The sequence below is a fragment of the Cupriavidus sp. IDO genome (assembly GCF_000812465.1).
GTDB lineage: Bacteria > Pseudomonadota > Gammaproteobacteria > Burkholderiales > Burkholderiaceae > Cupriavidus.
The window spans coordinates 31,037-54,619 of sequence record NZ_JWMA01000007.1; the positions used below are offsets into that span (position 1 = coordinate 31,037).

Genomic DNA, 23,583 nt, shown 5'->3' on the forward strand with positions numbered 1-23,583 from the left:
CGTTTCCACCGCAAAATTTTTAAATGGGGTCAGAACACATTAAATTTCGCACCAGATCAGTGACGGGGTTAAATGGGGACACATTAACTTTGTGCGTCGGCCGGTTCCTGCTCTTCCGGCATTGCTGCGCGCTTCGGCCGCCCCTTGGGCAATGGCTGTACCCGGCGCGTCGCATGGCGTTCCAGCTGGGCCAGGAAGGTGGCATCGCCGAGCGGCCAGCCGCTGTGCGCGTGGCTGCGCAGTGTCGTCAGGGTCTTGCCGGACAGGCCTTCCGCGGTCAGCAGGCGGTAGTTGGACTGACGCTCGAACGGTGTGTTGCCAAGGTCCCAGTAGGCGGAGTGATCGCTCACAAAGGCGCTGGCCTCAATCCCTGCGTGGTGGCGATAGCTGCTCCAGCGATCGGCATCCGGCGACATCACGTCGCCCGCCCGGACCGCATTACCCTCCACGTACAGCATGGCCGGCAGCATCCATTGCACCGGGTCGAACACGGCCGAGCGGAAGCGTCCCTCCCACAGCGTACCGGTCCGGTTCGCGACGCGATTGAAGTAGCGCGCATAGCGGCGCCCCACCGCCTGCATGGTCAGGCTCAGTGAATCCGCACCTTTTGGGGTCGCGACCAGATGGATGTGGTTCGGGCGCAGCGCGTAGGCGTGCACGGCCAGGTCGTACTCGCGCGCGGCCATGCGCAGGCTGTCGAGGTAGTGCAGATAGTCGTCCGGCCCCCGGAAAACGGCCTGGCGGTTGTTGCCGCGCTGCAACACCAGGGCCGGGAGGCCGGAGGGAGAAAAACGGGGAAGGCGTGCCATGGGAAATCATGCAGGTGTCATGCCCGCATGATAGCTGATCCGTCCCCATTTAAAACAGCGCCTTGAAAAGCACCGAGGCGCCCGGGCATCGACCCGCTCAGTTGCTCTCGCTGACTGCGAAGATTCGCCGGTGTTCGCGGATCGCATAGCGGTCCGTCATGCCGGCGATGTAGTGGGAAATCAGCCGCGGCTGGTCGCCGCCATGGCCGGCCTGGTACTGCGGCGGCAACAGGCGCGGATCGGACATGAATGCCTGGAACAGGTCCGCCACGATGCGCTGGGCCTTGGCCGACATCCGCATCACCAGGTAGTGCCGGTACAGGTGCCGGAACAGGAAGCGCTTGAGTTCCGCTGCCTCTTCGTGGATCTGCGCGCTGAAGCCGACCAGCGGCCCGGCGGCGCGAACCGCTTCGATGGAGCGCGGGTTGGCGGCGGCAATATTGCGGTTGGTGGTCCCGATCAGGTCGACAATCAGCGTGTTGATCATGCGGCGGACCGTCTCGTTGATGGCGCGCCGGCCATTGATGCCGGGGAACGCCGCCGACACCTCCGCGCGGTGGCGGCCCCACATTGGCACTTCGTCCAGCTGCTCCAGCGTCAGCAGCCCGGAGCGCAGGCCGTCGTCGATGTCGTGGTTGTTGTAGGCGATCTCGTCGGCCAGGTTGGCCAGTTGCGCCTCCAGCGACGGCTGCGTGCCCTCCAGGAAGCGGCGGCCCAGTTCGCCCAGCGCCGCGGCATTGACGCGCGAGCAATGCTTGAGGATGCCCTCTCGTGTTTCAAACGTCAGATTCAGGCCGTTGAAGCCGCCGTAGCGCTCTTCCAGCTCGTCCACCACCAGTAGGCTCTGCAGGTTGTGCTCGAAGCCGCCGTGGTTCTTCATGCAGGTATTGAGCGCATCCTGCCCGGCGTGGCCGAAGGGAGTATGGCCGAGGTCGTGGGCGAGCGAGATCGCTTCGACCAGGTCTTCGTTCAGCCGCAGGTTGCGCGCGATCGACCGGGCGATCTGCGCCACTTCCAGGCTATGGGTAAGGCGGGTGCGGAACAGGTCGCCTTCATGATTGACGAAGACCTGCGTCTTGTACTCGAGCCGGCGGAACGCTGTGCTGTGGATGACCCGGTCGCGGTCGCGCTGGAACTCGCTGCGCGACGACGACGCGGGTTCGGCGTGCACACGCCCGCGCGTCTGCGCGGAGCGGGCGGCGTATGGGGCGAGATGGCTTTCAAGGTCGGTCATGCGGCAATCCGGTGGCTGGGAGGTTGGGAGGCCTGGGTTGCGAGGCATAACCGATCGATCAGGCGACCGGGGCCTCGGTGGGCGGTTTCAATACGGCGCGCGCAAGGGTCTCGCGCAGGTCTGCGTCGGGTACGGTGGTAATGAACGCCTCGCCGAGCTTTTTCAGCAGGATGAACTTGATGCTGCCGGCCTCGGCCTTCTTGTCCACTTTCATCAGTTCGATGTAGCGGTCAGTGCCGAGTTCCGGCGCGACTACGGGCAGCATCGCCGCCTGCGTCAGTTCGCGGATGCGGGCGCGGGTCTCGGTATCGATGAAGCCAAGGCGATGGGAAAGATCCGCCGCCATCACCATGCCGCAGCCCACGGCCTCGCCGTGCAGCCAGGCGCCGTAGCCCATGCCGGCTTCGATGGCATGGCCGAAGGTGTGGCCGAAGTTGAGAATGGCACGCAGGCCGCCCTCGCGCTCATCCTGCGCCACCACGCCGGCCTTGATCTCGCACGAACGCTGCACCGCCACCGCCATCAGGTCCGGGTCGCAGTCGTTCAGCGCCTTGATATTGCGCTCGATCCAGCTGAAGTACTCCGCATCGGCAATGGCGCCGTGCTTGATGACCTCGGCCATGCCGGCCGCCAGCTCGCGCGGCGGCAGCGTGCGCAGCGTGTCGATATCGGCGATCACCGCGTTGGGCTGATGGAACGCCCCGATCATGTTCTTGCCGAGCGGATGGTTGATGCCGGTCTTGCCACCCACCGACGAATCCACCTGCGACAGCAGCGTGGTCGGCATCTGGATAAAGGGCACGCCGCGCATATAGCAGGCGGCGGCAAACCCGGTCATGTCGCCCACCACGCCGCCGCCCAGCGCGACCAGCGTGGTCTTGCGGTCGGCACCGGCGCGCAGCAGCGCGTCGAAGATCAGGTTCAGCGTTTCCCACTGCTTGAAGGCCTCGCCGTCCGGCAGGGTGACGACACGCACGGTCTTGCCCAGCGCCTTCAGGCTGGACTCCACCCGGGCCGCGTAAAGCGGGCCAACCGTCTCGTTGGTGACGATGACGGCGTGCTGGCCGCGCACATGCGGGCGCAGCAGGTCGGCGTTGTCCAGCAGGCCGGTTCCGATATGGATGGGGTAGCTGCGCTCCCCCAGGTCGACTTCAAGCGTGATCATGAATTTGTGTCCTGCGCCGGCTGCCCGGCCGGCGCCTGGGCGGGCTCCGCGGGATGAACCGTAAAGCCGGCCATTTCGAGTTGCATCAACACCATATTAGCAAGCTGCGCCACCGAGGGCTTGCCGGTTTCGATAATGAAATCAGCCACTTCGCGGTACAGCGGATCGCGCGCGGCGTACAGGGCTTCGAGCTTGCCCTTGGGATCCTCGGTCTGCAGCAGCGGGCGGTTGCGGTCGTGGCGGGTGCGCAGCCACAGGTCGTGCGGGCTCGCCCGCAGGTAGACCACGGTGCCGCGCGCCTTCAGCAATTCGCGGTTCTCCGCCCGCAGCACGGCACCGCCGCCGGTGGCCAGCACGATGCCGCTGCGCCCGGTCAGCTCGCGGATCATCGCCGCCTCGCGGTCACGGAAGCCCTCCTCACCCTCGTGTTCGAAGATGACGGGGATGCGTACGCCGCAATGCGCCTCGAGCTCGTGGTCGGAATCGAAGAACGGATAGCCCAGGCGGCGCGCCACGGTGCGGCCGACAGTCGTCTTGCCAGCGCCCATCAGGCCGACGAAAAAGAGGTTCGGGCGCGTGGCCGTCGTCAGGGACGGCGCGGGGTCTGTCACGGGGCTTTCGCTCGGGAGCGCGGTACCTGGCCCACCCTCCCCGGTTGGGAACTGCATCATCTTCTTATGTTGGGCCGCAACCGGCAAGTGGCGGATGCGGCATTGACCCGCCCGATCCGCCCATAAAAGGAAAAGGCCGCATCGAAGTGATGCGGCCTGCCAGTCTACTGCATCCGGCGTCTCTGGCGCTATGCGGCGGGCCGCTGGGCCTTACTTGAGTGAGACGCTTTCGTTCAGGATACGCGGCGTCAGGAACACCAGCAGCTCGGTCCGGTTCTTGACCTTGGCGTTGCTCTTGAACAGGTAGCCCAGGACCGGAATGTCGCCCAGGAACGGCACCTTGTCGACGTCATTGGACTCGGTTTGCGTGTAGATACCGCCGATCACGACCGTGCCGCCGTTCTCCACCAGCACCTGGGTCTGCACGTGCTTGGTGTCGATGGCAAAGCCGGACGTGGTCTGGATACCGACGCTGTCCTTGTTCACGTCCACATCCAGCAGCACATTGCCTTCGGGCGTGATCTGCGGCGTCACTTCGAGCTTGAGGTTGGCCTTGCGGAACTGGACCGAGGTCGCACCGCTGGAGGTCGCGGCCTGGTACGGCAGCTCGGTGCCCTGCTCGATCAGCGCCTTGATGTTGTTGGCGGTCACCACGCGCGGGCTGGAGATGATCTTGCCCTTGCCGTCCGCCTCGAGTGCCGAGAGCTCCAGCGACAGGAACTTGGTGGCGGCACTATTGAACAGGCTTACCGCCACGTTGGCCGGGTTCGCACCATTGATTGCTGCGGCGGGCAGGCTCAGGAACGTACCGTTGTCCGGAGCAAAGCCCGGCTGCGTTGGCGGATTGCCCGGGGTCGTGACCGGCACAGGTGACACGCTGCCATAGGTGTTGCCCAGCCGTGCGTTGTTGTACTGCCCGGCAAAGCCCAGCTTGACACCCAGGTTGCGGCTGAACGTGTCGGTGGCCTCCACGATGCGCGCCTCGATGATCACCTGGCGGACCGGGATGTCGATCTTCATCAGGAAGCTCTGCACTTCTTCGAGCTTGGTGGAGATATCGGACACGAACAGCTGGTTGGTACGGGCATCGGCAGTCAGCGAGCCGCGCTTGGACAGCATGCGGCTGGCCATGGCACCACCCGCTCCGCCGACCGCGCCCAGGCCGCCGACAGCGGCACCCGGGCCGCCTGTGGAAATGCCCAGCAGCATCTTGCGCACGTCCTCGGCGCGCTGGTAGTTCAGCTGGAACACCTGGCTGCGGATCGGCTCCAGGTCATTGATCTGCTGCTGCGATTCCAGCTCGAGCTTTTCCTTGGTCGCCAGTTCGGCCTTGGGCGCCACCCACAGCACGTTGCCGTTGCGGCGCGAGGCGAGCCCCTTGGCATCCATCACGATCTGCAGCGCCTGGTCCCAGGGCACATCCTTCAGGCGCAGCGTCAGGTTGCCCTGCACCGTGTCGCTGGTGATGATGTTGAGATTGGTGAAATCGGCAAACACCTGCAGCAGCGAGCGGATATCGATGTTCTGGAAGTTGAGCGACAGGCGCTCGCCGCGGTAGCCCGGCCCGCTGATCAGCTTGGACGGGTCTTCCTTGATCGGGCGCACTTCCACCACGAACTGGGTATCGGTCTGGTACGAGCTGTATTCCCAGTTGCCGCGCGGCTCGATGGTCAGGCGGGCGTTGCCGTTGGTATCGGAAGCGCGCATGCCCTGCACCGGCGTGCCGAAGTCGCTAACGTCAAAGCGGCGGCGCAGATTGTCGGGCAGCGTGGTGGCGAGGAAATCCACCACCACATTCTGGCCCTGCTGCGCGATGTTGATGCCTGATTCGCGCGAGGACAGGTCCACCACCACGCGCCCGGCGCCGTCCGCACCGCGGCGGAAGTCGACGGTGCGGATGGCGGGACGCCCGCCGATCGTCGCGGGCGCTGGTGCCGATGTGGCCGCGAAGGTCGGCGCCGCGGTCTTGGACGCGGTTGGCACGTTGTCGAGCAGGACCACGAACTGCTTCCCGCGCGTCTCGGTGCGGTAGCTCGCCGTGCGCGTCAGGTCGAGCACGACGCGGGTGCGATCGCCGATCTGCATGACGTTCGCGGCCTTGACCAGCTTGCCGGCGTAGTCATACTGCGCGCGGCCGGCGGCAAAGCCGGTATCGAAGAAATCGATGGCGATCTTGGCCGGATTCTGGGTGGTGAAGTCCGCCGGCTTCTGCGTGAGCGGCGCGTCGAGATCGACCGTGAACACGGTCTGCTCGCCCACCACGCTGGCGTCCACCGACTTCACCTTGTTGCCCTGTGCCAGCGCGGCCGGAGCGGCCAGCACCAGCGCCATCGTTGCGGCGCCCGCAAGCGCACGGTACCAGCGACCCAGAGTCCTCATGCCGACACCTCCAGCTTCAGGCTGGTCATTTTCTCTTTCCACTCGGTTACCCCTTCCCGGACCAATTCGCGCAGCACGATCTCCTGATCGGTGATGCGGACCACCCGGCCGTAACTCTGGCCGAGATACTGACCCACCTTGACGTGGTGGATCTTGTTATCAACACGCACAATGCCGTAGGTCTCGCCGTTCTTCTTCATCATGCCGAGCATCTTGAAGTTTTCCAGCGGATAGTCCTCCAGCGGCTCGCGGCGCCGCCCGGCTTCGGGCGATTCCGTGAGCGTCTTGTTGAGTTCGCCGATCTTGGTCTGCGCGAACGGCTCCGGCGCACTGCGGCCAGCGTAGTCGCGCGGCACGTAGGGCTTGGGTTCGGGCAGCGGCGCTGGCGGCTGCGCCTTGGCAGCGCGCGTGGCGTTCATCCACTGGCGCAGGGATTCTTCGTCGCTCGCGCCGCATGCCGCCAGCAGCATGATGGCCAGCGCCGAAACGGTCAGCGCGCGGACGCGGCCCGGCAGGATCACGGGGTTCCCGAGGCGGCTCATTTGGCACCTCCGGCCGGCTTGGCGGCATTGGCGCTGGCCTTGCGTTGCGCGGCCTGCTCATCCGGGTCGAGCGCGCGGTAGGCCATGGCAACGGCCTCCATCGACAGCCCGCCCTCCTTGGTGTTGGAAAGCTGCAGGTTCTGCATCGAGACGATCCGCGACAGGGCCGCGACATCCGCGTTGAACTGGGCGACGTCGTGGTAGCGGCCGGTCACGCGCAGGTTCACCGGGATCTCGGCAAAGTACGGCTTGACCACCGCCGCCTGGGGCTTGAACAGCTCGAACTGCAGCCCGCGCGCGACGCCGGCATGGTTGACGTCGGCCAGCAGGGCGTCCATTTCGGTCTTGTTGGGCAGTTGCCGCTCGAGCTGGGCCACGCGCAACTCCACCTGCTTCTTCTGCTCGCGCAGCGCATCGAGGTTGGCCACTTGCGCCACCTTGCTCTGGTAGGCCTGTTTCAGGCTTTCCTGTTCGGCGCGCTGGCGGTCGAGCTCGTCGAACTTGCCGCTCCAGTAGAACTGCCAGCCCAGCAGCAGCACCAGCACCGCCGCCATGATGGCGAACAGCACCCGCGGCGCAGTCGGCCAGGTCTCCGGTTCGTTGAGGTTCAGCCCGCGGAACTGGCTGGTCAGATCGGCCAGCGAAATTTCAGAATTGAGCGCCATGGGATCAGGCCTTTCCGTTTGCGGCCTGGTTCGCGCCTGCCGGGGCCGCCTTCTTGTCGGCGGGCGGCTCGGGCGGCCTGAAAGCAAAGCGCATGGAGAAATCGAAGAGCCGGCGCTGCTCGCGCAGGTTGTTGCTCATCGTCACGGCCTTGGACTCGACCAGCTCGGCCTTGTCCAGCCACGGCACCGCGCCGATATTGCGCAGCAGCTCGGAAATGCGCTCGTTCGACTGCGCGACGCCGGAAATGGTGAAGGCTTCGCCGCTCTGCTTCAGGCTGGTCAGGTAGACGCCTTCCGGCACCTGCCGCACCAGCTCCTCCAGCAGCTGGACCGGGCGGTTGCGCTCGGTCTGCAGGCTTTCCACCGCCCTCTGGCGCTGCAGCAAGGCCTCGATATCCTTCTTCAGCGTGTTGACCTCGCGGATCTGGACGTCCAGCCTGGCGTTCTCGGCAGTCAGCACGTGGTTCAGCGCGACGACGGATTCGATCCGGCCATCGATATAGAACCCGCCAAGCAGCACCACCAGGGCGCCGGCACCGGCCGCGCCACCCAGGATCGAATACACCTTCCTGCGCCGGGCGGCCTTGCGCGCTTCGTGATAGGGCAGCAGGTTGACCGACGGGAGCGTGTTCGTTGACATTCGGATTCCCCCCGGTGGGTTATTGCAGCCCGCGCAACGCCAGACCCGCGCTAACGATGTAGGCCGGCAGGTCGCGCTGCAGGTAGCGCTCGTTGACCTTGCCGGTCGTCATCATGTTGGCGAAAGGATTGGCCAGCGTGGTAGTGATCTGCGTCTGCTGCTGGATCGCAGCCTGCACACCAAGCAGCGAGGCATGCCCGCCCGACAGCAGGATCTCGTCGACCCGGCCCAGGCTGGAGCTGGCGATAAAGTTGCCGATCGCGCCCTGCACTTCCATGGCCAGCGCTTCCAGCGACGGCTTGAGCAGTTGCGTGCGCCAGGCTTCGGGCAGCGTGTTCTTGCGCTTCTTGATCTCGGCCTTCAGCGCATCCAGCGTGAACATGCGTGCGGCGCTCTGGGTGAGTTGGTCGCCGTAGCTGTTGAGCGGCTGCTCGTACAGTTCCTTCCAGCCCTGGTAGAAGATGGCCTTGGAGCGGCTGCCGCCGAGGTGGATCACCGCCACCACCGGCAGCGCCCGCGCGTCGGCCTCGGACATCTCCTTCGGCACGCCAAGCATCTGCACGATCGAACGCTGCACGGCGTATTCCTCGACGTCCATCACCTGCGGCTTGAGCCCAGCCATCTCGGCCGCCGTGACGCGCTCCTGCACACGATCACTGTTGGCCGCCGTGACCCGCACGCCGATACCGCCCTCGGTTTCGCTCGGACCGATCACGGCAAAGTCGAAGTTCACCGCCTGCGATGGCGGATAGAGGCGATGCGCCTCGGACTCGACCTGGGAATAGAGTTCGTCTTCGGACAGGTTGTCCGGCAGGCTGACCGTCTGGGATTCGGTCAGCATGGATGGCACGCCCAGCACCACGTCCTTCGAGCGGATGCCGGCCTTGCCGAGCGCGCGCTTGAGCGCGATCCCGACAGCCTCGATATTGATGACGTTGCCATCGGCAACGGCGTTGCGGTCCAGCAGTTCGCTGGCACATTTCTCCAGCCGGTAGTCTCCCTTGCTGCCCCCAACGGACAGTTCGACTACCTTGATACTGGACGACCCGATATCCACGCCGACCGTAGTCCGGCGCAGAAGCCCCGACAAAATGCCCCGTCGCAAGGTGACCCCCTGACATTTGAACTCGCCCCTGGCTTGACTGCTCTAATCGGGCGAGCCTTGTTTCTTGAATGAAACCTTTGCTCTTTTATGTTGGTGGATTCTCACAAAATCCGACACCGCTGGCAATGTGCCGGTCTGGCCATGGTTTCTTTTTCTGATGGCCCGCCCCAAAGCGTTGCCAAAACCCCACGGTCGTCGGGTTCCATTCTTTCTCGGCTTGCTGCAGGCAGGTTCGCGCTACATGTAGACATCCCGGGCATTACATCTTGTAACAGCGCGATTGCGACGCCCGGGCCACCGTGCGCCCGGTTGCCGCATTCCCGGCAGATATAATCGCGGGCACTCCTGACTAGGTATTTCCCTATGGCCACAGCACAACAGAAGCCGTCCCACCCTGCACGCCGCCCGCTCTGGGCGCGACTCACGTTCTGGGCGGTGGGGCTGATCGCGGCCGGCGTCGTCGCGATGGGACTGCTGCTGGGCTACGCCTTGCTGGTGGCCGCACCGAACCTGCCCTCGCTGGATACCATCACCGACTACCGGCCGAAGATCCCCTTGCGCATCTACACCGCCGACAACGTGCTGATCGGCGAGTTTGGCGAAGAGCGCCGCAACTTCGTGCCGATCGCCGAGATTCCGGATGTGATGAAGAAGGCCGTGCTGGCCATCGAGGACGACCGCTTCTACGAACACGGCGGCGTCGACTTCGTCGGCGTGATGCGCGCGGGCCTGGCCAACCTGCGCGGCGGCCTGTCGCAAGGCGCATCGACCATCACGATGCAGGTGGCGCGCAACTTCTTCCTGTCGAGCGAGAAGACCTACACGCGCAAGATCTACGAAATGCTGCTGGCGTACAAGATCGAGGCCAACCTGAACAAGGACCAGATCCTCGAGCTGTACATGAACCAGATCTACCTGGGGCAGCGCGCCTACGGCTTCGACAGCGCCGCGCGCGTGTACTTCGGCAAGTCCGTGCGCGACGTGACGCCGGCCGAGGCCGCCATGCTGGCCGGCCTGCCCAAGGCGCCGTCGGCATACAACCCGGTGGTTAACCCGCGCCGGGCGAAGGTGCGCCAGGAATACATCCTGCAGCGCATGCGCGACTTGCGCTACATCACACCCGAGCAGTACGAGCAGGCGCTGCACCAGGAGCTGAAGGTGCGCGGCGAAGGCAATGAGTTCTCCACGCACGCCGAGTACGTGGCCGAGATCGTGCGCCAGCTGATGTACGCGCAGTACCGCGAGGAGACCTACACCCGCGGCCTGACGGTCTACACCACGCTGACCAAGCCCGACCAGGATGCCGCGTACGAGTCCGTGCGCAGCGGCATCATGAACTACGAGCGCAAGCACGGCTATCGCGGCCCCGAGGCGTTCATCGACCTGCCCTCCGACGCCGCCGAGCGCGAACAGGCCATCGACGATGCGCTGCTGGAGCATCCGGGCAGCGACGACCTGCGTTCCGCCGTGGTGACCAGTGTGTCGCCGCGCCAGGTGAAGGCCACGCTCCTGTCCGGCGAAGTGGCGACGATCGAAGGCCAGGCGCTGCGCTTCATTGCACCGTCGCTGTCGGGCAATGCCCAGCCCAAGACGAAGATCCGCCCGGGCGCGATCATCCGCGTGACGCAGGATGACAAGGGCGCCTGGACGGTCACCCAGCTGCCCGAGGTCTCGGCGGCGTTCGTGTCGATCAATCCGCAGGACGGCGAGATCCGCTCGATGGTCGGCGGCTTCGACTTCAACCGCAACAAGTTCAACCACGTGACGCAGGCGTGGCGCCAGCCGGGTTCCAGCTTCAAGCCATTCATCTATTCGGCGGCGCTGGAGAAAGGCTTCTCGCCGGCCACCGTGATCAACGACGCGCCGCTGACGATCGGCCCGGACACCGGCGGCCAGGTCTGGGAGCCGAAGAACTATGACGGCAAGTTCGAAGGCCCGATGACCATGCGCCGCGCGCTGGCCAAGTCCAAGAACCTGGTCTCGGTGCGCATCCTGCGAGCGATCGGCACCCAGTACGCACAGGACTACATCACCCGCTTCGGCTTCGAGGCCGACAAGCACCCCGCCTACCTGCCAATGGCGCTCGGTTCGGGCAGCGTTACGCCGCTGCAGATGGCCGGCGCCTACTCGGTGTTCGCCAACGGCGGCTACCGCGTCAATCCGTACCTGATCCAGAAGGTAGTGGATGCGCGCGGCAAGGTGATCTCGGAAACGCAGCCGCAACGCGCCGGCACCGATGCCGTGCGGGTCCTCGATGCCCGCACCGCCTTTATCGCCGACAGCATGCTGCGCGAAGTGGTGCGCTCCGGCACGGCCAACCCCGCCAAACAGCGCCTGGGCCGCAACGACCTGGCTGGCAAGACCGGCACGACCAACGATGCGGTCGATGCCTGGTTTGCCGGCTACACGCCCAACCTGGTCGCCATCGCATGGATGGGCTACGACCAGCCCAAGAGCCTTGGCGTGCGCGAAACCGGTGGCGGTCTGGCCCTGCCGATCTGGGTCGGCTACATGGGCAAGATGCTCAAGGGCGTGCCGGAAATCCCCGAGCGTCCGGCGCCCGAAGGCGTGCTGATGGTGGGCGGCGACTGGACCTTCGAAGAGAACGCCAGCGGCGCCGGCGTGGCTTCGGTCGGCCTGGGCGATCCGTGGCCGGGCAAGCCGGAGGAAAGCTCGCGGCCGCCGGCCGATGTCGAAGCGGAGAAGAAGAAGATCCTGGAAATGTTTGGCGGCGCGTGAGGTTTGGCGGCGCGTGAGCGCTTCCAACGCTGACAAAAAAGCCGGCCGCCATGGCCGGCTTTTTGTTGCCCTGGCGGTTGCCCGCCCCGGCGTTCAGCCCAGCTTGAGCGTTACGCCCGCCTGCTGGCTCACGTAGCCGGAGAGTGCCGCATACAGCTCGTAGCCACTGCGGGTATCCAGCCAGCGCTCGCCGTCGCGGCGGAAATGGAAGCCGCCCGAGCGGGCCGCCACCCACAGTTCCTGCATCGGCGCCTGGCTGTTGATGATGATCTTGGAGCCGTCCTCGAACTCCAGTTCCATCACATTGCCGGTGCGGCTGATTTCGATGTCGGCGTCGGCCGCGTCGGCAGCGGCTTCCACGGCGCCTTCAATGCGGTCCAGCTCCTGGCCGGCCAGGGCCAGGAACTCGCTTTCACTCAAGGGGGGCATGCTAAACTCCAAGACCGCCGGCGCCGTAGCCGTCCCGGACTGGGCAGCCATGGCGCGGCCGGCGTTTTGTTAAGAATTTCCGGATCCTCTGTCGCTGTGCCCCAAAGCCCGCACGGGTGGCGGCAAGCGACGTTCCAACTGCCTTTCCAACAGCTTTAAGGACAACCCGATGCTACGTCGTGTTGCGATTGTATCGGCGTTTGCCGCCAGCCTTGCGATGCCCCTGCTGGGCGGATGCGGCATTCGCGGGCCGCTGACCATGCCCAAGCGCCCGCCCGAGCCGACCGCTCCCGCGGTGCCCGATCCCGGCCTCGGCCGGCCCGATGCCGCCCCGGCACCGGCTGCGCCGCCCGCATCGGACACGGCGCCAGCCCCGTCCGCCGCCCCCACCACCAAGTAACCATGACCGCTTTTTTCCATCGCCAGGACGGCGCGCTTGCCGTCGAGCAGGTGCCGCTCGCGCGCATCGCCGCCGAATTTGGTACGCCTGCCTACGTGTACTCCCGCGCTGCACTGACCGCCGCCTACCAGGCGTACGCCGCTGCCTGCAAGGGCCGCAATGCGAAGGTCCAGTACGCCATGAAGGCAAATTCCAACCTGGCCGTGCTGCAGGTATTCGCCAGACTGGGCGCCGGCTTCGACATCGTTTCGGGCGGCGAACTGAAGCGCGTGCTGGCCGCGGGCGGGGATCCGCGCAAGGTCGTGTTCTCGGGCGTGGGCAAGAGCGCGGCCGAAATGGAACTGGCGCTGGCGCATGACGTGCGCTGCTTCAACGTCGAATCGATTCCCGAGCTGGATCGCCTCAATGAGGTTGCCGGCCGCGTGGGCAAGCGTGCGCGCGTATCGCTGCGCATCAACCCCGACGTGGACGCCAGGACCCATCCGTATATTTCCACCGGGCTGAAGGGCAATAAGTTCGGCATCGCCTTCGAGGACGTGCTGCCGACCTATCGCGCCGCCGCGGCGCTGCCGCACCTGGAAGTCACCGGGATCGACTGCCATATCGGCTCGCAGATTACGGAAGTGGAGCCGTACCTGGAGGCGCTGGACAAGGTGCTCGACGTGGTCGAGGCACTCGAGCGCGAAGGTATCAAGCTCGAGCATATCGACGTCGGTGGCGGCCTGGGCATCACCTATACCGACGAAACGCCGCCGGACATCACCGGCTTTGCCACCACGCTGCTGGACCGCGTGGCCGCGCGTGGCCACGGGCATCGCGAAGTGCTGTTCGAGCCGGGCCGCTCGCTGGTGGGCAATGCCGGCGTGCTGCTGACGCAGGTCGAGTTCCTCAAGCCGGGCGCCGCCAAGAATTTCTGCATCGTCGATGCCGCGATGAACGACCTGGCGCGCCCTGCAATGTACGAGGCCTATCACCGCATCGAAGCGGTCGAGCCGCGCAGTGCGCAGGCCGTGACCTACGACATTGTGGGACCGGTGTGCGAATCCGGCGACTGGCTGGGCCGCGACCGCGCGCTGGCGGTGCAGCCGGGCGACCTGCTGGCGGTGATGTCGGCTGGCGCCTACGGCTTCACCATGAGCTCCAACTACAACACTCGTCCGCGTGCCGCCGAAGTGATGGTCGATGGCGACGCCGTCCACCTGGTGCGCGAACGCGAACTGGTCGAAGACCTGTTCCGCGACGAGCGGCTGCTGCAGGACTGACGCATCAGCAGCCTGGCCGGCCGATGCGCACTCAGCGTGCTGCCGGCCGGCGCCACCACCACCATAGCCGCATCGCCAGCAAGGTGAACACCACCGCGGCGTAGACCGACACCTCCGCGAAGTCGTGCTTGCCCGCCTTGTGCCACCAGTAGTGGAGGATGGCCAGCACCGCGATCGCGTACACCGACTTGTGCAGCGCCTGCCAGCGCTTGCCGCCGAGGCGCTTGACCATGCCGTTGGTCGATGTCAGGGCCAGCGGGATCATCAGCACGAAGGCCGTGAACCCCACCGTGATGAACGGGCGCTTGGCCACGTCCTTGAGCATGTAGGCCAGGTCGAAGCCGCGATCCACGCCGATCCACAGCAGGAAATGCTGCAAACCGTAGAAGAACGCGAACAGCCCCAGCATGCGTCGCAGACGGATCACCCAGTTCCAGCCGGTGAGCCGGCGCAGCGGCGTGACGGTGAGCGTCGCGCACAGCATGACCAGCGTCCAGGTGCCGGTGGAGCGCGTGACGAATTCGAGTGGATTGGCACCGAACTGGCCGATGGCGCCGAGATACATCAAGCGCGCGAACGGCAGCATTGCCAGCACCCAGACCAGCACCTTGACCGTGCGCACGCGTTCGGGCGTCAGGATGGCAAGTCCCTCCGGCGCCCTCGCTGCCAAGGCAGGGCGCACCGGCGCCGAAGTGGTTTGGGAAGCAGTCATGTCGGGCCTGCGCATCAGAAGAATTTTTTCAGGTCCATGCCCTGATACAGGGACGCCACCTGCTGTCCGTAGCCGTTGAACGGCAACGTCTTGCGCTTGGGCGCGAACAGCGCCCCGAAGCCGCCGCCACGGTCTTCACCGATGCGCCGCTCGGTGGCCTGGCTCCAGCGCGGGTGGTCCACGTCCGGATTCACGTTCGAATAGAAGCCGTACTCCTGCGGCGCCGCGAGGTTCCAGCTGGTCGGCGGCTGCTTGTCGACAAAGCGGATCTTCACGATCGACTTCGCGCTCTTGAATCCGTACTTCCAGGGCACCACCATGCGCACCGGTGCGCCGTTCTGGTTGGGCAGCACCTCGCCATACAGGCCGAAAGTCAGCAGCGCCAGCGGATGCATGGCTTCGTCCATGCGCAGGCCTTCGCTGTACGGCCAGTCCAGCACGCCGCTGCTGACGCCCGGCATTTGCTTCTTGTCGGCCAGCGTGATGAACTGCACGTACCTGGCACCGGGCTGCGGTTCGACGTGGCGGATCAGCTCGGCCAGCGGAAAGCCGGTCCACGGGATCACCATCGACCAACCCTCGACGCAGCGCAGGCGATAGACACGCTCCTCCAGCGCAGCGATCTTCATCAGCTCGTCGAGGTCATAAACCTTCGGCTTCTTCACCAGCCCTTCCACTGAAACCTGCCACGGGCGCGGGCGCAGCGTGCCGGCGTTGCGGGCCGGGTCGGACTTGTCAGTACCGAATTCGTAGAAGTTGTTGTAGGTCGTCACGTCGTCATAAGGCGTGCGCTTCTCGGTAACGACATAGGCATTGTTGGGCGTGGCTGCCAGCTTCTGGCCATGCTTGGCCTGCGCGAAGGCTTCGCGCGCAAACCAGGGCGCCAGAGTGCCGCCTGCCACGCCTGCGGCGGCCAGCGCCAGCACACGGCGGCGGGATTCGAAGACGTGGCGGGGCGTGATCTCGCCTGCGGCGATGTCGTCGCCGCGCAGCCACCTGGGGGAGGGAATCAGCATGGTTTTCCTCGTTGCCTGCACGTGCTGGCGCACGCATGCAGGATTGGACTATCAGCTTGGTCGGATAGTGCGGGCGATTCCTGACAAGCTTCTTGCTGCGTCGTTACGACGCAGCCCTCGCAACGCACGCACGGCGTGCCCTATCCGCCCTGATATTGCTGGTAGACCACCTGCGCCAGCGCCAGCAGCCGAGTGCGCTCGAGCGGGCCGGCCAGCGCGAAGCCCAGGTTGCGGTCGATCCAGTAGAACGCCATGGCGGGGCCGGCCGGCGCCGGGCGCCCTGCCGGGCCCTGGCGCATCCGTTCCAGGCGGAAGCCGGTATCAGGCGTGCCCTGTGCCATACGGCGCAGTTGCAGCGACAGGCGAGTGCCGTCGTCGGCCTCGTACATCAGGATCGCCGAGGGCCCGCCCTCGGCCACGCCAAGGCGCCCGCCGATCAGGTGGAAGCCCTGCGCGCGCAGGTCTGGCACCTGCAGCGGCGCGCCCAGCCGCTTGGACAGCCAGGCGATGAGGTGGGCCTCGTCGCTGGCCGGCACTTCGACCGGATGGCGGATTTCCGGCGCATAGATCACATGCGTGGCCAGCGCTTCGCGCGCAAAGCGCTCGCCTGGGGCCATCGCCGCCAGCGTGCCGGCATCGAGCCGGTCGCGCGCCATCCAGCCCAGCGCCCCGCCCACGACCAGCGAAGCAAGCGAGGCAAATCCGGCCACCAGCGCGATCCGCCAGCGGCTGCCGGTCTGCACCGCGCGGTGGGCGTCGCCGCGCAGGTTCGATGGCAGCGCGGCCAGCGGCACCGCTTCGTTCAGGACCGGATCGAGCGCGCCGTGCAGTTCATCCGATTGCCTGCGCCAGCCGGCGATCTTCGCGGCGACATCCGGCCTTGCCGCGAGATAGGCCTCCACGGCGGCACGGCGCGGCCCCGACAGCTGGCCATCGGCGTAGGCATGCAGATCGGCTTCGTTGATCGAGGACATCACTTCACCCGATGCAGCGAGTTGCCGGGGTCGCCGGATCCGGACCGGCCCCGGGCGGGCTCGCCGTCAAGAAGGCTGCGCATATGCTCGCGGGCGCGTGCCAGGCGCGACATCACGGTGCCAATGGGGATATCGAGCACTTTCGCCGCCTCGGCATAGGTGAGCTGTTCCAGGCTGACCAGCAGCAGTACCGCGCGCTGCGCTTCCGGCAATTGGCCGAGCGCTTGCAGCAGGTCGCGCCGCAGCCCCGGGTCAGAGACCGGGGCGCTCACGTCGGGCAAGGTGTCGGTGGCAATCACAAGGTCCTTCCTGCGAACGGCATTCAGGCGCAGCCGGTGCATCAGCGTCAGCAGCCACGGCAGCAACCCGTCGGTGCCGTCGCCCCACCATGCGCCGGGACGCAGGCGGAAGCGCCAGCGGTAGCGCAGGGCACGCTCGAGCGTGTCCTGCACCAGGTCATCGGCCAGTGCGGCATCGCCGGTCAGGCCACGCGCATGGCGCCGCAGGCGCGGCGCCAGCGCTACCAGCTGGCCTTCAAACCCGTCCATTTGCTACGGACTGCCCAGGCCGGATCAGGGCTTCGCCACGTGCCAGACGTTGTTGAAGTTGTCGCCGCCACGGTCACCCGGCTTGGCATCCTTGGCAAAGCGGTACAGCGGCATGCCGCGATAGGCCCACTGCTTGCCGCCATCTTCGCGCGTGATGATGGTGTAGCTGCCCGAGGCGTTGGTGCCAGGCGCGGCCATCAGCGGCGGCCAGTTGGTCGCGCAGGCGCCGTTGCAAGCACTCTTGCCACCGTTGTCTCGGTCGAAGGTGTAGAGGGTCAGGCCTTGTGGATCCGTCAGCACGCCGTCAGTCACTTTCACGGTAGGCGGCATATTGCCGGCGCCGCCACCCATGCCCATGCCTGAACAGGCAGCCAGCAGCAGGACGGAAGCGCAGCCGAGCGTGAGCGCGGCGGGACGAAGCAGGGATGCAGCGGTGGTAAGACGCAGACGTGCCATGATTTTCTTCTCCATGCAAACCGGTGCCGCCAACCGGCACCGTTTCTCCAGTAAACACCGAATGTGACGTCTTTATTCCCTTTGTGCGAAAAAAGGCGAAAAAAAACCTGCCCGGAAAGGCAGGTTTTTGCATTGCAGCATCGTTACGCGGCGAATCAGAGCTCGCCATAGCTGTGCAGGCCGGACAGGAACATGTTGACGCCCAGGAACGCGAAGGTCGTCACCAGCAGACCGACCAGGGCCCACCAGGCCGCTACTGTGCCGCGCAGCCCCTTCATCAGACGCATATGCAGCCAGGCGGCATAGTTCAGCCAGACGATCAGCGCCCAGGTCTCCTTCGGATCCCAGCTCCAGTAGCCGCCCCAGGCTTCGGCCGCCCACAGCGCGCCGAGGATGGTGGCGATGGTGAAAAATGCGAAGCCGACGGCGATGGCCTTGTACATCACATCATCAAGGAGTTCCAGCGAAGGCAGGCGCTCGGCCAGGATGCCATTCTGCTTTAGCAGATAGGCCACCGACACCATCGCCGCCAGCGAAAACGTACCGTAGCCGATGAAGTTCGCCGGCACATGGATCTTCATCCACCAGCTTTGCAGCGCGGGCACCAGCGGCTGGATTTCCTGCGCATTGCGGCTGACCGTGTACCAGAGCAGGAAGCCCACCGCTGCCGAGACCACCAGCATCACGAACGGCCCCAGGGTGCGCGTGGCGTAGCGGCCTTCGTAGTAGAGATAGAACAGCGAAGTGATCAGCGTGAACAGCACGAACACTTCATAGAGATTCGAGATGGGGATATGGCCGATGTCCGCGCCGATCAGGTAGGACTCGTACCAGCGCACCAGCAGGCCGGTGAAGCCGAGCACGACCGCGGCCCAGCAAAGCTTGCTGCCGATGCTGTAGCCGGTGTTCGAGCGCGAAGCCAGGCCCACCCAGTAGAACAGCGTGGACAGGTATACCAGCGCGCTCATCCAGAGGATGGCCGACTGGCTGGAGAGGAAGTACTTGAGGAAGAATGCCTGATCGGCGCGTGCAAGCTGTCCCTGGTACAACTGCACGGCGAACAGCGACAGCACCGCCAGCCCCACCATCAGCGGACGCACTGGCTTCCAGTGCCAGCCCAGCAGGGCAAAGGTCGGCACCGCTGCAATCAGCACGGCCTTGTCATAGCCATTCATCCACTGGCCATAGCGGGCCAGTGCAACCCCTGCGCCAACGGCCAGCAGCAGGGCGAACACCCAGTCCAGCCAGCTCAGCCGACGCAGGAACGACGGTTCGAGATAGGGTTCGTCTGCCGCAAGCGCAGCGGTGGCGGCATCGGCGCGCGTCGTCGCCGGGCGCATGGCCGGACTAGCCTGGTTCACATTTGAAGACATAACGATACCTGCTTGGGTTCTGCGCGTTCGTGCAACGCTGCCCTGTTCAATGCGGCGCCTGTGCCGCGGCTTCACCGTCTGCGCCCGCGGCGCGGCCGATGTCGTCTCGCAGCGCAACAAACTCCTTCTCGAAGTCCATGGTGCGCCGCTGGGTCGACATCGCCATCAGGAGATGGCTGGCCTGCGTGCCCGGAGCGTCCGGACCGCCGGCATCCTTCTGCCGGTCCCTGACCCAGATCCAGACCCGGCGCTCGCGGATGTAGAACATCGCAAACACCCCCAGGACCAGCAGCAAACAACCAAGATACACGATGTTCTTGCCCGGCGCACGGGTCATCTGGAACACACTGGCTTTGACTTCCTTGAAGTCATCGAGCTGCAGGAAGACCGGCGCGCCATAGAAGAAACTGTCCGACAGTGCATTGATGGCCTGCTGCAGGAAGGCACTGCTCTGCGCACTGCTGGCCACGACCGGCTGCTTGTCTTCAGCGCGAGCGAGCTGCCAGAGCTCCCACATGGAGCCGTTCAGGATCTTGAGCAACACATCCGCGGCCTTCTGCTGTTCGGCGGGCGGCACCGACTTTTCCAGGAAAGCAGCGATGGCGGTAAAGCCACCTGGTGGCGAGTCCGGGTTGGCTCGCGTGGCGCCGGCGAACAGATCGAGCGCGCGCAATGCGCTCTCGGCCAGCTGGCCGCGCAGTTCAGCCTTGTCCGCGCCCGGCATCGACGCCAGCGCGAAGCGGCGTGCGGCTTCGCCGCGCATGGCGCGGTCCTGCAGCGCCGCGCGCAGGCGCATCCAGTCGGCCACGCTGCCGCGATCATCGGCCGGGATGCGCAGATAGCGGAACGGCTCGCTGGGCGACTCGCGCATGCCGGCGAGGAAGACCGACTGGCCTTCCAGTTGCACCGGCACCATGTAGTTGTTGAACTCACGCGCCTGGCCGTTGCGGTCGCGCAGCTTGTACTGCACCGACGGGCCGACATTACGCAACTCCTTCGCGCGGTCGGTGCTGGCGGCGGCGCCCAGATGCGACTCGATGGTCTCGTTCAGCGATTTGCGCGCCACGCCCCTGGCGTCGGGCTTGCCAGAGGCGTCGGTGACGTTCTCGATGTTCATCAGTCGGAAATCGCTGAACTCGACGGTCAGGCCGTCCTTGTCCGCGGCGGTCCCGGTGCCGGCCAGCGGCGCATTTCCGCCCACGGTGCCGTCAAAGGCGAAGGTGCCGTTGCCGCTGCCCTGCATCGGGTAACCGACGAATTTCAGGCGCGAGCCGCCGTCTTCGAAGCTCGACTGATAGATGGCGATGCCGTCCACGATCAGCGGCTCATTGACCTTCACCGTGGCCGTGGTCTGCTTGCCGGTGGCGCGGTCTGTCACCACTACATCCGAGGCAAACAGCTTCGGCATGCCGGTCGCGTAGAAATCGATGTGGAATTTCTTGAGCGTGATGGTGAACGGCAGGTCCTGCACCAGCGCGCCATCGGCAACGTTCAGGATCGCCGTGGAAACCGTCGAGCCTTCCGGTACGAAGGCATTGCCGCGAAAGCCCGGGTTGCTGGCCGACAGCCGGTTCTGCGGCGGGATCTCGCTGATCACGGCATTGCCGCTGATCGGGGACTTGCCGCCGAACCACATCTGCGCGCGGATGAGCATGTCGCCATCCAGCAAGCCGCCGATGCAGATCACCACGATGGCCGTGTGCGCTAGGATGTAGCCGAGCTTGTTGGCCGCGCCGGCCTTTGCCGCCAGCAGCGTGGCGCCGTCATGCTCGACCTGCTTGATGCGGTAGCCGCGGTTGCGCAGCAGCGCACCCAGGCGCGTGACCGCCTCGGCGCGCGGGCGGCTGGCCTCGAATTCACCGCGATGATGGAAGGCACGCAGGCTGCGTTCGCGCACGTGGTCTTTCCACGATCGCATGTCCGCAACCATCCTCGGAGCGTTGCGTACCAGGCACAACGTGGTGGAAGTGACCAGGAACGCGAGGATCAGCAGGAACCACCACGAGCCATACACCTTCTGCAGCGACAGCGCATGGAACAGGTCGGCCCAGAACGGCCCGAACTGGTTCACGTAGTTGGGATACGGCTCGTTCTGCTTGAGTACGGTGCCAATCACGCTGGCGATGGCGATCACCGTCAGCAGCGTGATGGCGAAGCGCATCGAGGATAACAACTCGACCGTGTCGCGCAGCACGCGGTGGGAGGTCTTCAGGTGCAGCCCCGAAGTGGAAGCGGTCGACATGTGCAGTGCGGCGGAAAGCTTTGGAAAAAAAAAGGGTGGACATGCTTTGCGAGCAGGCCACCCTCTTCGATTGTTGCCGGCGCGTCCGGTTGCATCCTGATCGACACCCCGCTTGTGCGAGGCGGCAGGTCAACCGGCCGGCCGGTGCGGAACGACTTAGCGAACGCCGGCGACGTAATCGGCCACGGCCTTGATCTCGGCGTCCGACATCTTGGCAGCGATCGTCGTCATCACCGGATTGTTCTTGCGGGTGCCCTGACGGAAAGCCACGAGCTGGGCCTCGGTGTACTCCGACCATTGTCCGCCAATGCGCGGATACTGTGCGGGAATACCGGCGCCGGTCGGGCCGTGGCAGGCGGCGCAGGCGGGCACGCCCTTGGCGGAGATGCCGGCACGGTAGATCTTCTGGCCGGCCTCGATGGTGTCCTTGTTCTTGGCGGTTGCCGGCTTGAGCGCCTGCTTGGCCAGGTAGGCGCCAACGTCCTTCATCTCCTGATCGGACAGGGCCGCCGCGTACGGCGACATGATGGCGTTGCTGCGGGACTTCTCCTTGAAGTTCACCAGCTGCTTGTGGACGTACTCAGGGTGCTGGGCGGCCAGCTTCGGGTTGGCGGCGCCGCCGCTGTTGCCTGCGGCACCGTGGCAGCTCAGGCAGGCGGGGACATTGCGATCAGGCGCGCCTTGCGTGTAAAGCGTTTCGCCCTTTGCCGGATCAGCCTTTACGGCGGCCTGCTCTGTGGCAGATGCCAGACCGGTCATGGCGGTTGCAGGCAGAGCCAGCGCCAGGACAGCCAGATGTTTCGCAATGCGGTTCATTCGCACACCTTCTCTCTGAATTTGTTTTGAATACCGTAATGCATGCCGGCCGGCACTCTGCTGGCGGTGAGGACGCGCCCGTGCAAAGGCCTGACATTCGTGGACTCGCGCCGGCGACCTGCCCCGATCGGCCTGGCGATCCCGGCAGCAGACCCTGACTGCCCGGCGTCGCGCGATGCCCCAACCGGCAATGGCGAGATGACTGCCTTGCACGCGCACCCGGCGCGACAAGCACAACCACGATGGAACGACACACAAGGCTTCCCGGCGGATAACGGGCATCCAGGCAAGCGGCCAAGGATGCCACGAGTCACCCAATCAGGAGACCGTAAACCGGCGTATTGTACAATAAATCGTGTGCCGGATTGATGCCATGCGCCTCTGATGCTGCGCCAGATCAACACCGGCCGGACGGTCTGTCCACTGGATCCGTGATTCAATGGACTAAGCACCGCCAGCCACCCCACCTCGGCGTGACAATGTTCTCGGGCCGCGCAACAGGCGCCCCGCCGCAACACTCCGCCCCACTGCCCATTGCGCATGTCCCTCTTACACCAGGCCCGCTTCTTTATCACCGTCAATCACCTGCGCGACCTGCCTGCCACGGCCGTGCCGGAAGTGGCATTCGCCGGGCGCTCCAACGCTGGCAAGTCGACGGCCATCAACATTCTGTGCAATCAGAAACGGCTGGCGTTTTCCTCACGCACGCCGGGCCGCACCCAGCACATCAACTATTTCTCTGTGGCCCCGGTCAAGGCCCCGGACCCGCTCGCCTTCCTGGTCGACCTGCCGGGTTATGGCTACGCAGAAGTCTCGGGCTCGGCCAAATTCCACTGGCAGGGCCTGCTGAGCGACTACGTGCAGACCCGTCCGCAACTGGCCGGCCTGATCCTGATGATGGACGCGCGCCGCCCGTTCACGGATCTGGATTGCCAGATGGTGGAGTGGTTCCTGCCCACCGGCCGGCCGATCCACGTCCTGCTGACCAAGGCCGACAAGCTGACCAACAGCGAGAATGCCAAGGCCCTGCGCGAAACCCGCCAGATCCTGGCCGGATACGCCGAGCAGCTCAAGACACCGGTGCCGCTGACCGCGCAGCTCTTCTCCAGCCTCAAGCGGCGCGGCATCGAGGAGGCACAGCGTGTAGTCGCCGGCTGGCTGTCCTTGCCGGAGGCACTCGCGGCCCAGGAAGCCGCCCAGTCCGCGAAGTCGGAAAAGGCAGAACCGCCGGCGGCAGAGCCACAAGCCTGAGCCCCGCGGCGCCCATTGCCAGCGCGCAAAAAAAACCCCGTTGCAAGCAACGGGGATGAACTTTCCCGCCGTTGAAGGCGGGTACCCGCTCAGGGAGGAGTAGCGGGGGACACCGCGCCACGCAAGGCGCAACGCAAAGTGTCCGCGAGTATGATAGCGGGCACACTTAAAAGTTTAGTTTTTCTTCGGGAGCCGCCAGCCCGCCCCTTCAGCGG

23 protein-coding genes are annotated in these 23,583 nt (G+C 65.5%); 5 read left to right on the forward strand and 18 right to left on the reverse strand.

What is annotated here, in order from left to right:
- Positions 1-83 precede the first annotated feature (83 nt).
- The 9 genes from RM96_RS02940 to pilM all read right to left on the reverse strand — a co-directional run bounded on the left by RM96_RS02940 (position 84) and on the right by pilM (position 9,135).
- A complete protein-coding gene (locus RM96_RS02940; protein WP_039007506.1) occupies positions 84-809 on the reverse strand; it encodes a transposase in 726 nt (241 codons plus the stop codon).
- A gap of 97 nt (positions 810-906) precedes the next feature.
- The gene (locus RM96_RS02945) at positions 907-2,043 is read right to left on the reverse strand and encodes a deoxyguanosinetriphosphate triphosphohydrolase (RefSeq protein ID WP_039007507.1); all 1,137 of its coding nucleotides are present in this window, start codon (positions 2,041-2,043) and stop codon (positions 907-909) included.
- A gap of 58 nt (positions 2,044-2,101) precedes the next feature.
- On the reverse strand, positions 2,102-3,208 hold the full coding sequence (aroB, locus tag RM96_RS02950) for a 3-dehydroquinate synthase (protein WP_039007509.1): 1,107 nt from the start codon (positions 3,206-3,208) through the stop codon (positions 2,102-2,104).
- On the reverse strand, positions 3,205-3,756 hold the full coding sequence (locus RM96_RS02955; protein WP_039007600.1) for a shikimate kinase: 552 nt from the start codon (positions 3,754-3,756) through the stop codon (positions 3,205-3,207). The genes aroB and RM96_RS02955 overlap by 4 nt, the downstream gene beginning before the upstream one ends.
- Positions 3,757-4,029: 273 nt before the next feature.
- Positions 4,030-6,198 (reverse strand): type IV pilus secretin PilQ, encoded by a 2,169-nt coding sequence (gene pilQ, locus RM96_RS02960; protein WP_039007510.1) that lies wholly within the window; start codon positions 6,196-6,198, stop codon positions 4,030-4,032.
- Positions 6,195-6,740: a pilus assembly protein PilP gene (locus RM96_RS02965; protein ID WP_052279285.1), complete on the reverse strand. Its 546-nt coding sequence runs from the start codon at positions 6,738-6,740 to the stop codon at positions 6,195-6,197. Before RM96_RS02965 ends, pilQ begins: the two co-directional genes overlap by 4 nt.
- Complete coding sequence (locus tag RM96_RS02970; protein WP_039007511.1) at positions 6,737-7,405, reverse strand: type 4a pilus biogenesis protein PilO; 669 nt, start codon at positions 7,403-7,405, stop codon at positions 6,737-6,739. The genes RM96_RS02965 and RM96_RS02970 overlap by 4 nt, the downstream gene beginning before the upstream one ends.
- Positions 7,406-7,409: 4 nt before the next feature.
- Positions 7,410-8,045 carry a PilN domain-containing protein gene (locus RM96_RS02975; RefSeq protein ID WP_039007514.1) on the reverse strand — a complete coding sequence of 212 codons (636 nt, stop codon included), beginning with the start codon at positions 8,043-8,045 and terminating at the stop codon, positions 7,410-7,412.
- A gap of 19 nt (positions 8,046-8,064) precedes the next feature.
- Positions 8,065-9,135 (reverse strand): type IV pilus assembly protein PilM, encoded by a 1,071-nt coding sequence (pilM, locus tag RM96_RS02980; RefSeq protein ID WP_039007515.1) that lies wholly within the window; start codon positions 9,133-9,135, stop codon positions 8,065-8,067.
- Between the two features lie 79 nt (positions 9,136-9,214).
- Here pilM and RM96_RS38395 point away from each other — a divergent pair, with 79 nt between their 5' ends.
- On the forward strand, positions 9,215-9,397 hold the full coding sequence (locus RM96_RS38395; protein WP_152624027.1) for a hypothetical protein: 183 nt from the start codon (positions 9,215-9,217) through the stop codon (positions 9,395-9,397).
- A gap of 116 nt (positions 9,398-9,513) precedes the next feature.
- On the forward strand, positions 9,514-11,889 hold the full coding sequence (locus tag RM96_RS02985; RefSeq protein ID WP_039007516.1) for a penicillin-binding protein 1A: 2,376 nt from the start codon (positions 9,514-9,516) through the stop codon (positions 11,887-11,889).
- Between the two features lie 93 nt (positions 11,890-11,982).
- Here the strand turns inward: RM96_RS02985 and cyaY are convergent, their stop codons facing one another.
- Complete coding sequence (gene cyaY / locus RM96_RS02990) at positions 11,983-12,318, reverse strand: iron donor protein CyaY (RefSeq protein WP_039007517.1); 336 nt, start codon at positions 12,316-12,318, stop codon at positions 11,983-11,985.
- Positions 12,319-12,487: 169 nt separating this feature from the next.
- Between cyaY and RM96_RS02995 the strand changes: the two genes are divergently transcribed.
- Positions 12,488-12,718, forward strand: coding sequence for a hypothetical protein (locus tag RM96_RS02995; RefSeq protein ID WP_039007519.1), 231 nt, complete (start codon positions 12,488-12,490; stop codon positions 12,716-12,718).
- Positions 12,719-12,720: 2 nt separating this feature from the next.
- Positions 12,721-13,980, forward strand: coding sequence for a diaminopimelate decarboxylase (gene lysA, locus RM96_RS03000; RefSeq protein WP_039007521.1), 1,260 nt, complete (start codon positions 12,721-12,723; stop codon positions 13,978-13,980).
- 31 nt (positions 13,981-14,011) lie between these two features.
- On the opposite strand, the gene msrQ is transcribed toward lysA, so the two are convergent.
- The 8 genes from msrQ to RM96_RS03040 all read right to left on the reverse strand — a co-directional run bounded on the left by msrQ (position 14,012) and on the right by RM96_RS03040 (position 22,117).
- A complete protein-coding gene (gene msrQ / locus RM96_RS03005; RefSeq protein WP_082016400.1) occupies positions 14,012-14,692 on the reverse strand; it encodes a protein-methionine-sulfoxide reductase heme-binding subunit MsrQ in 681 nt (226 codons plus the stop codon).
- Positions 14,693-14,706: 14 nt separating this feature from the next.
- A complete protein-coding gene (gene msrP, locus RM96_RS03010) occupies positions 14,707-15,708 on the reverse strand; it encodes a protein-methionine-sulfoxide reductase catalytic subunit MsrP (protein ID WP_039007523.1) in 1,002 nt (333 codons plus the stop codon).
- Positions 15,709-15,848: 140 nt separating this feature from the next.
- Complete coding sequence (locus tag RM96_RS03015; RefSeq protein ID WP_039007526.1) at positions 15,849-16,682, reverse strand: anti-sigma factor family protein; 834 nt, start codon at positions 16,680-16,682, stop codon at positions 15,849-15,851.
- Entirely contained in the window at positions 16,682-17,230 is a 549-nt protein-coding gene (locus RM96_RS03020) for an RNA polymerase sigma factor (protein ID WP_039007528.1), read from the reverse strand. Before RM96_RS03020 ends, RM96_RS03015 begins: the two co-directional genes overlap by 1 nt.
- A 24-nt stretch (positions 17,231-17,254) precedes the next feature.
- Positions 17,255-17,686, reverse strand: a complete 432-nt coding sequence (locus RM96_RS03025) for a COG4315 family predicted lipoprotein (RefSeq protein ID WP_039007606.1) — start codon at positions 17,684-17,686, stop codon at positions 17,255-17,257.
- 155 nt (positions 17,687-17,841) lie between these two features.
- Complete coding sequence (gene ccsB / locus RM96_RS03030) at positions 17,842-19,059, reverse strand: c-type cytochrome biogenesis protein CcsB (protein WP_039007529.1); 1,218 nt, start codon at positions 19,057-19,059, stop codon at positions 17,842-17,844.
- A gap of 46 nt (positions 19,060-19,105) precedes the next feature.
- Positions 19,106-21,301 carry a cytochrome c biogenesis protein ResB gene (locus RM96_RS03035; protein WP_039007531.1) on the reverse strand — a complete coding sequence of 732 codons (2,196 nt, stop codon included), beginning with the start codon at positions 21,299-21,301 and terminating at the stop codon, positions 19,106-19,108.
- A gap of 156 nt (positions 21,302-21,457) precedes the next feature.
- A complete protein-coding gene (locus RM96_RS03040) occupies positions 21,458-22,117 on the reverse strand; it encodes a c-type cytochrome (RefSeq protein WP_039007533.1) in 660 nt (219 codons plus the stop codon).
- A gap of 540 nt (positions 22,118-22,657) precedes the next feature.
- Between RM96_RS03040 and yihA the strand changes: the two genes are divergently transcribed.
- A complete protein-coding gene (yihA, locus tag RM96_RS03045) occupies positions 22,658-23,368 on the forward strand; it encodes a ribosome biogenesis GTP-binding protein YihA/YsxC (protein WP_039007535.1) in 711 nt (236 codons plus the stop codon).
- The last annotated feature ends 215 nt before the right edge of the window (positions 23,369-23,583 follow it).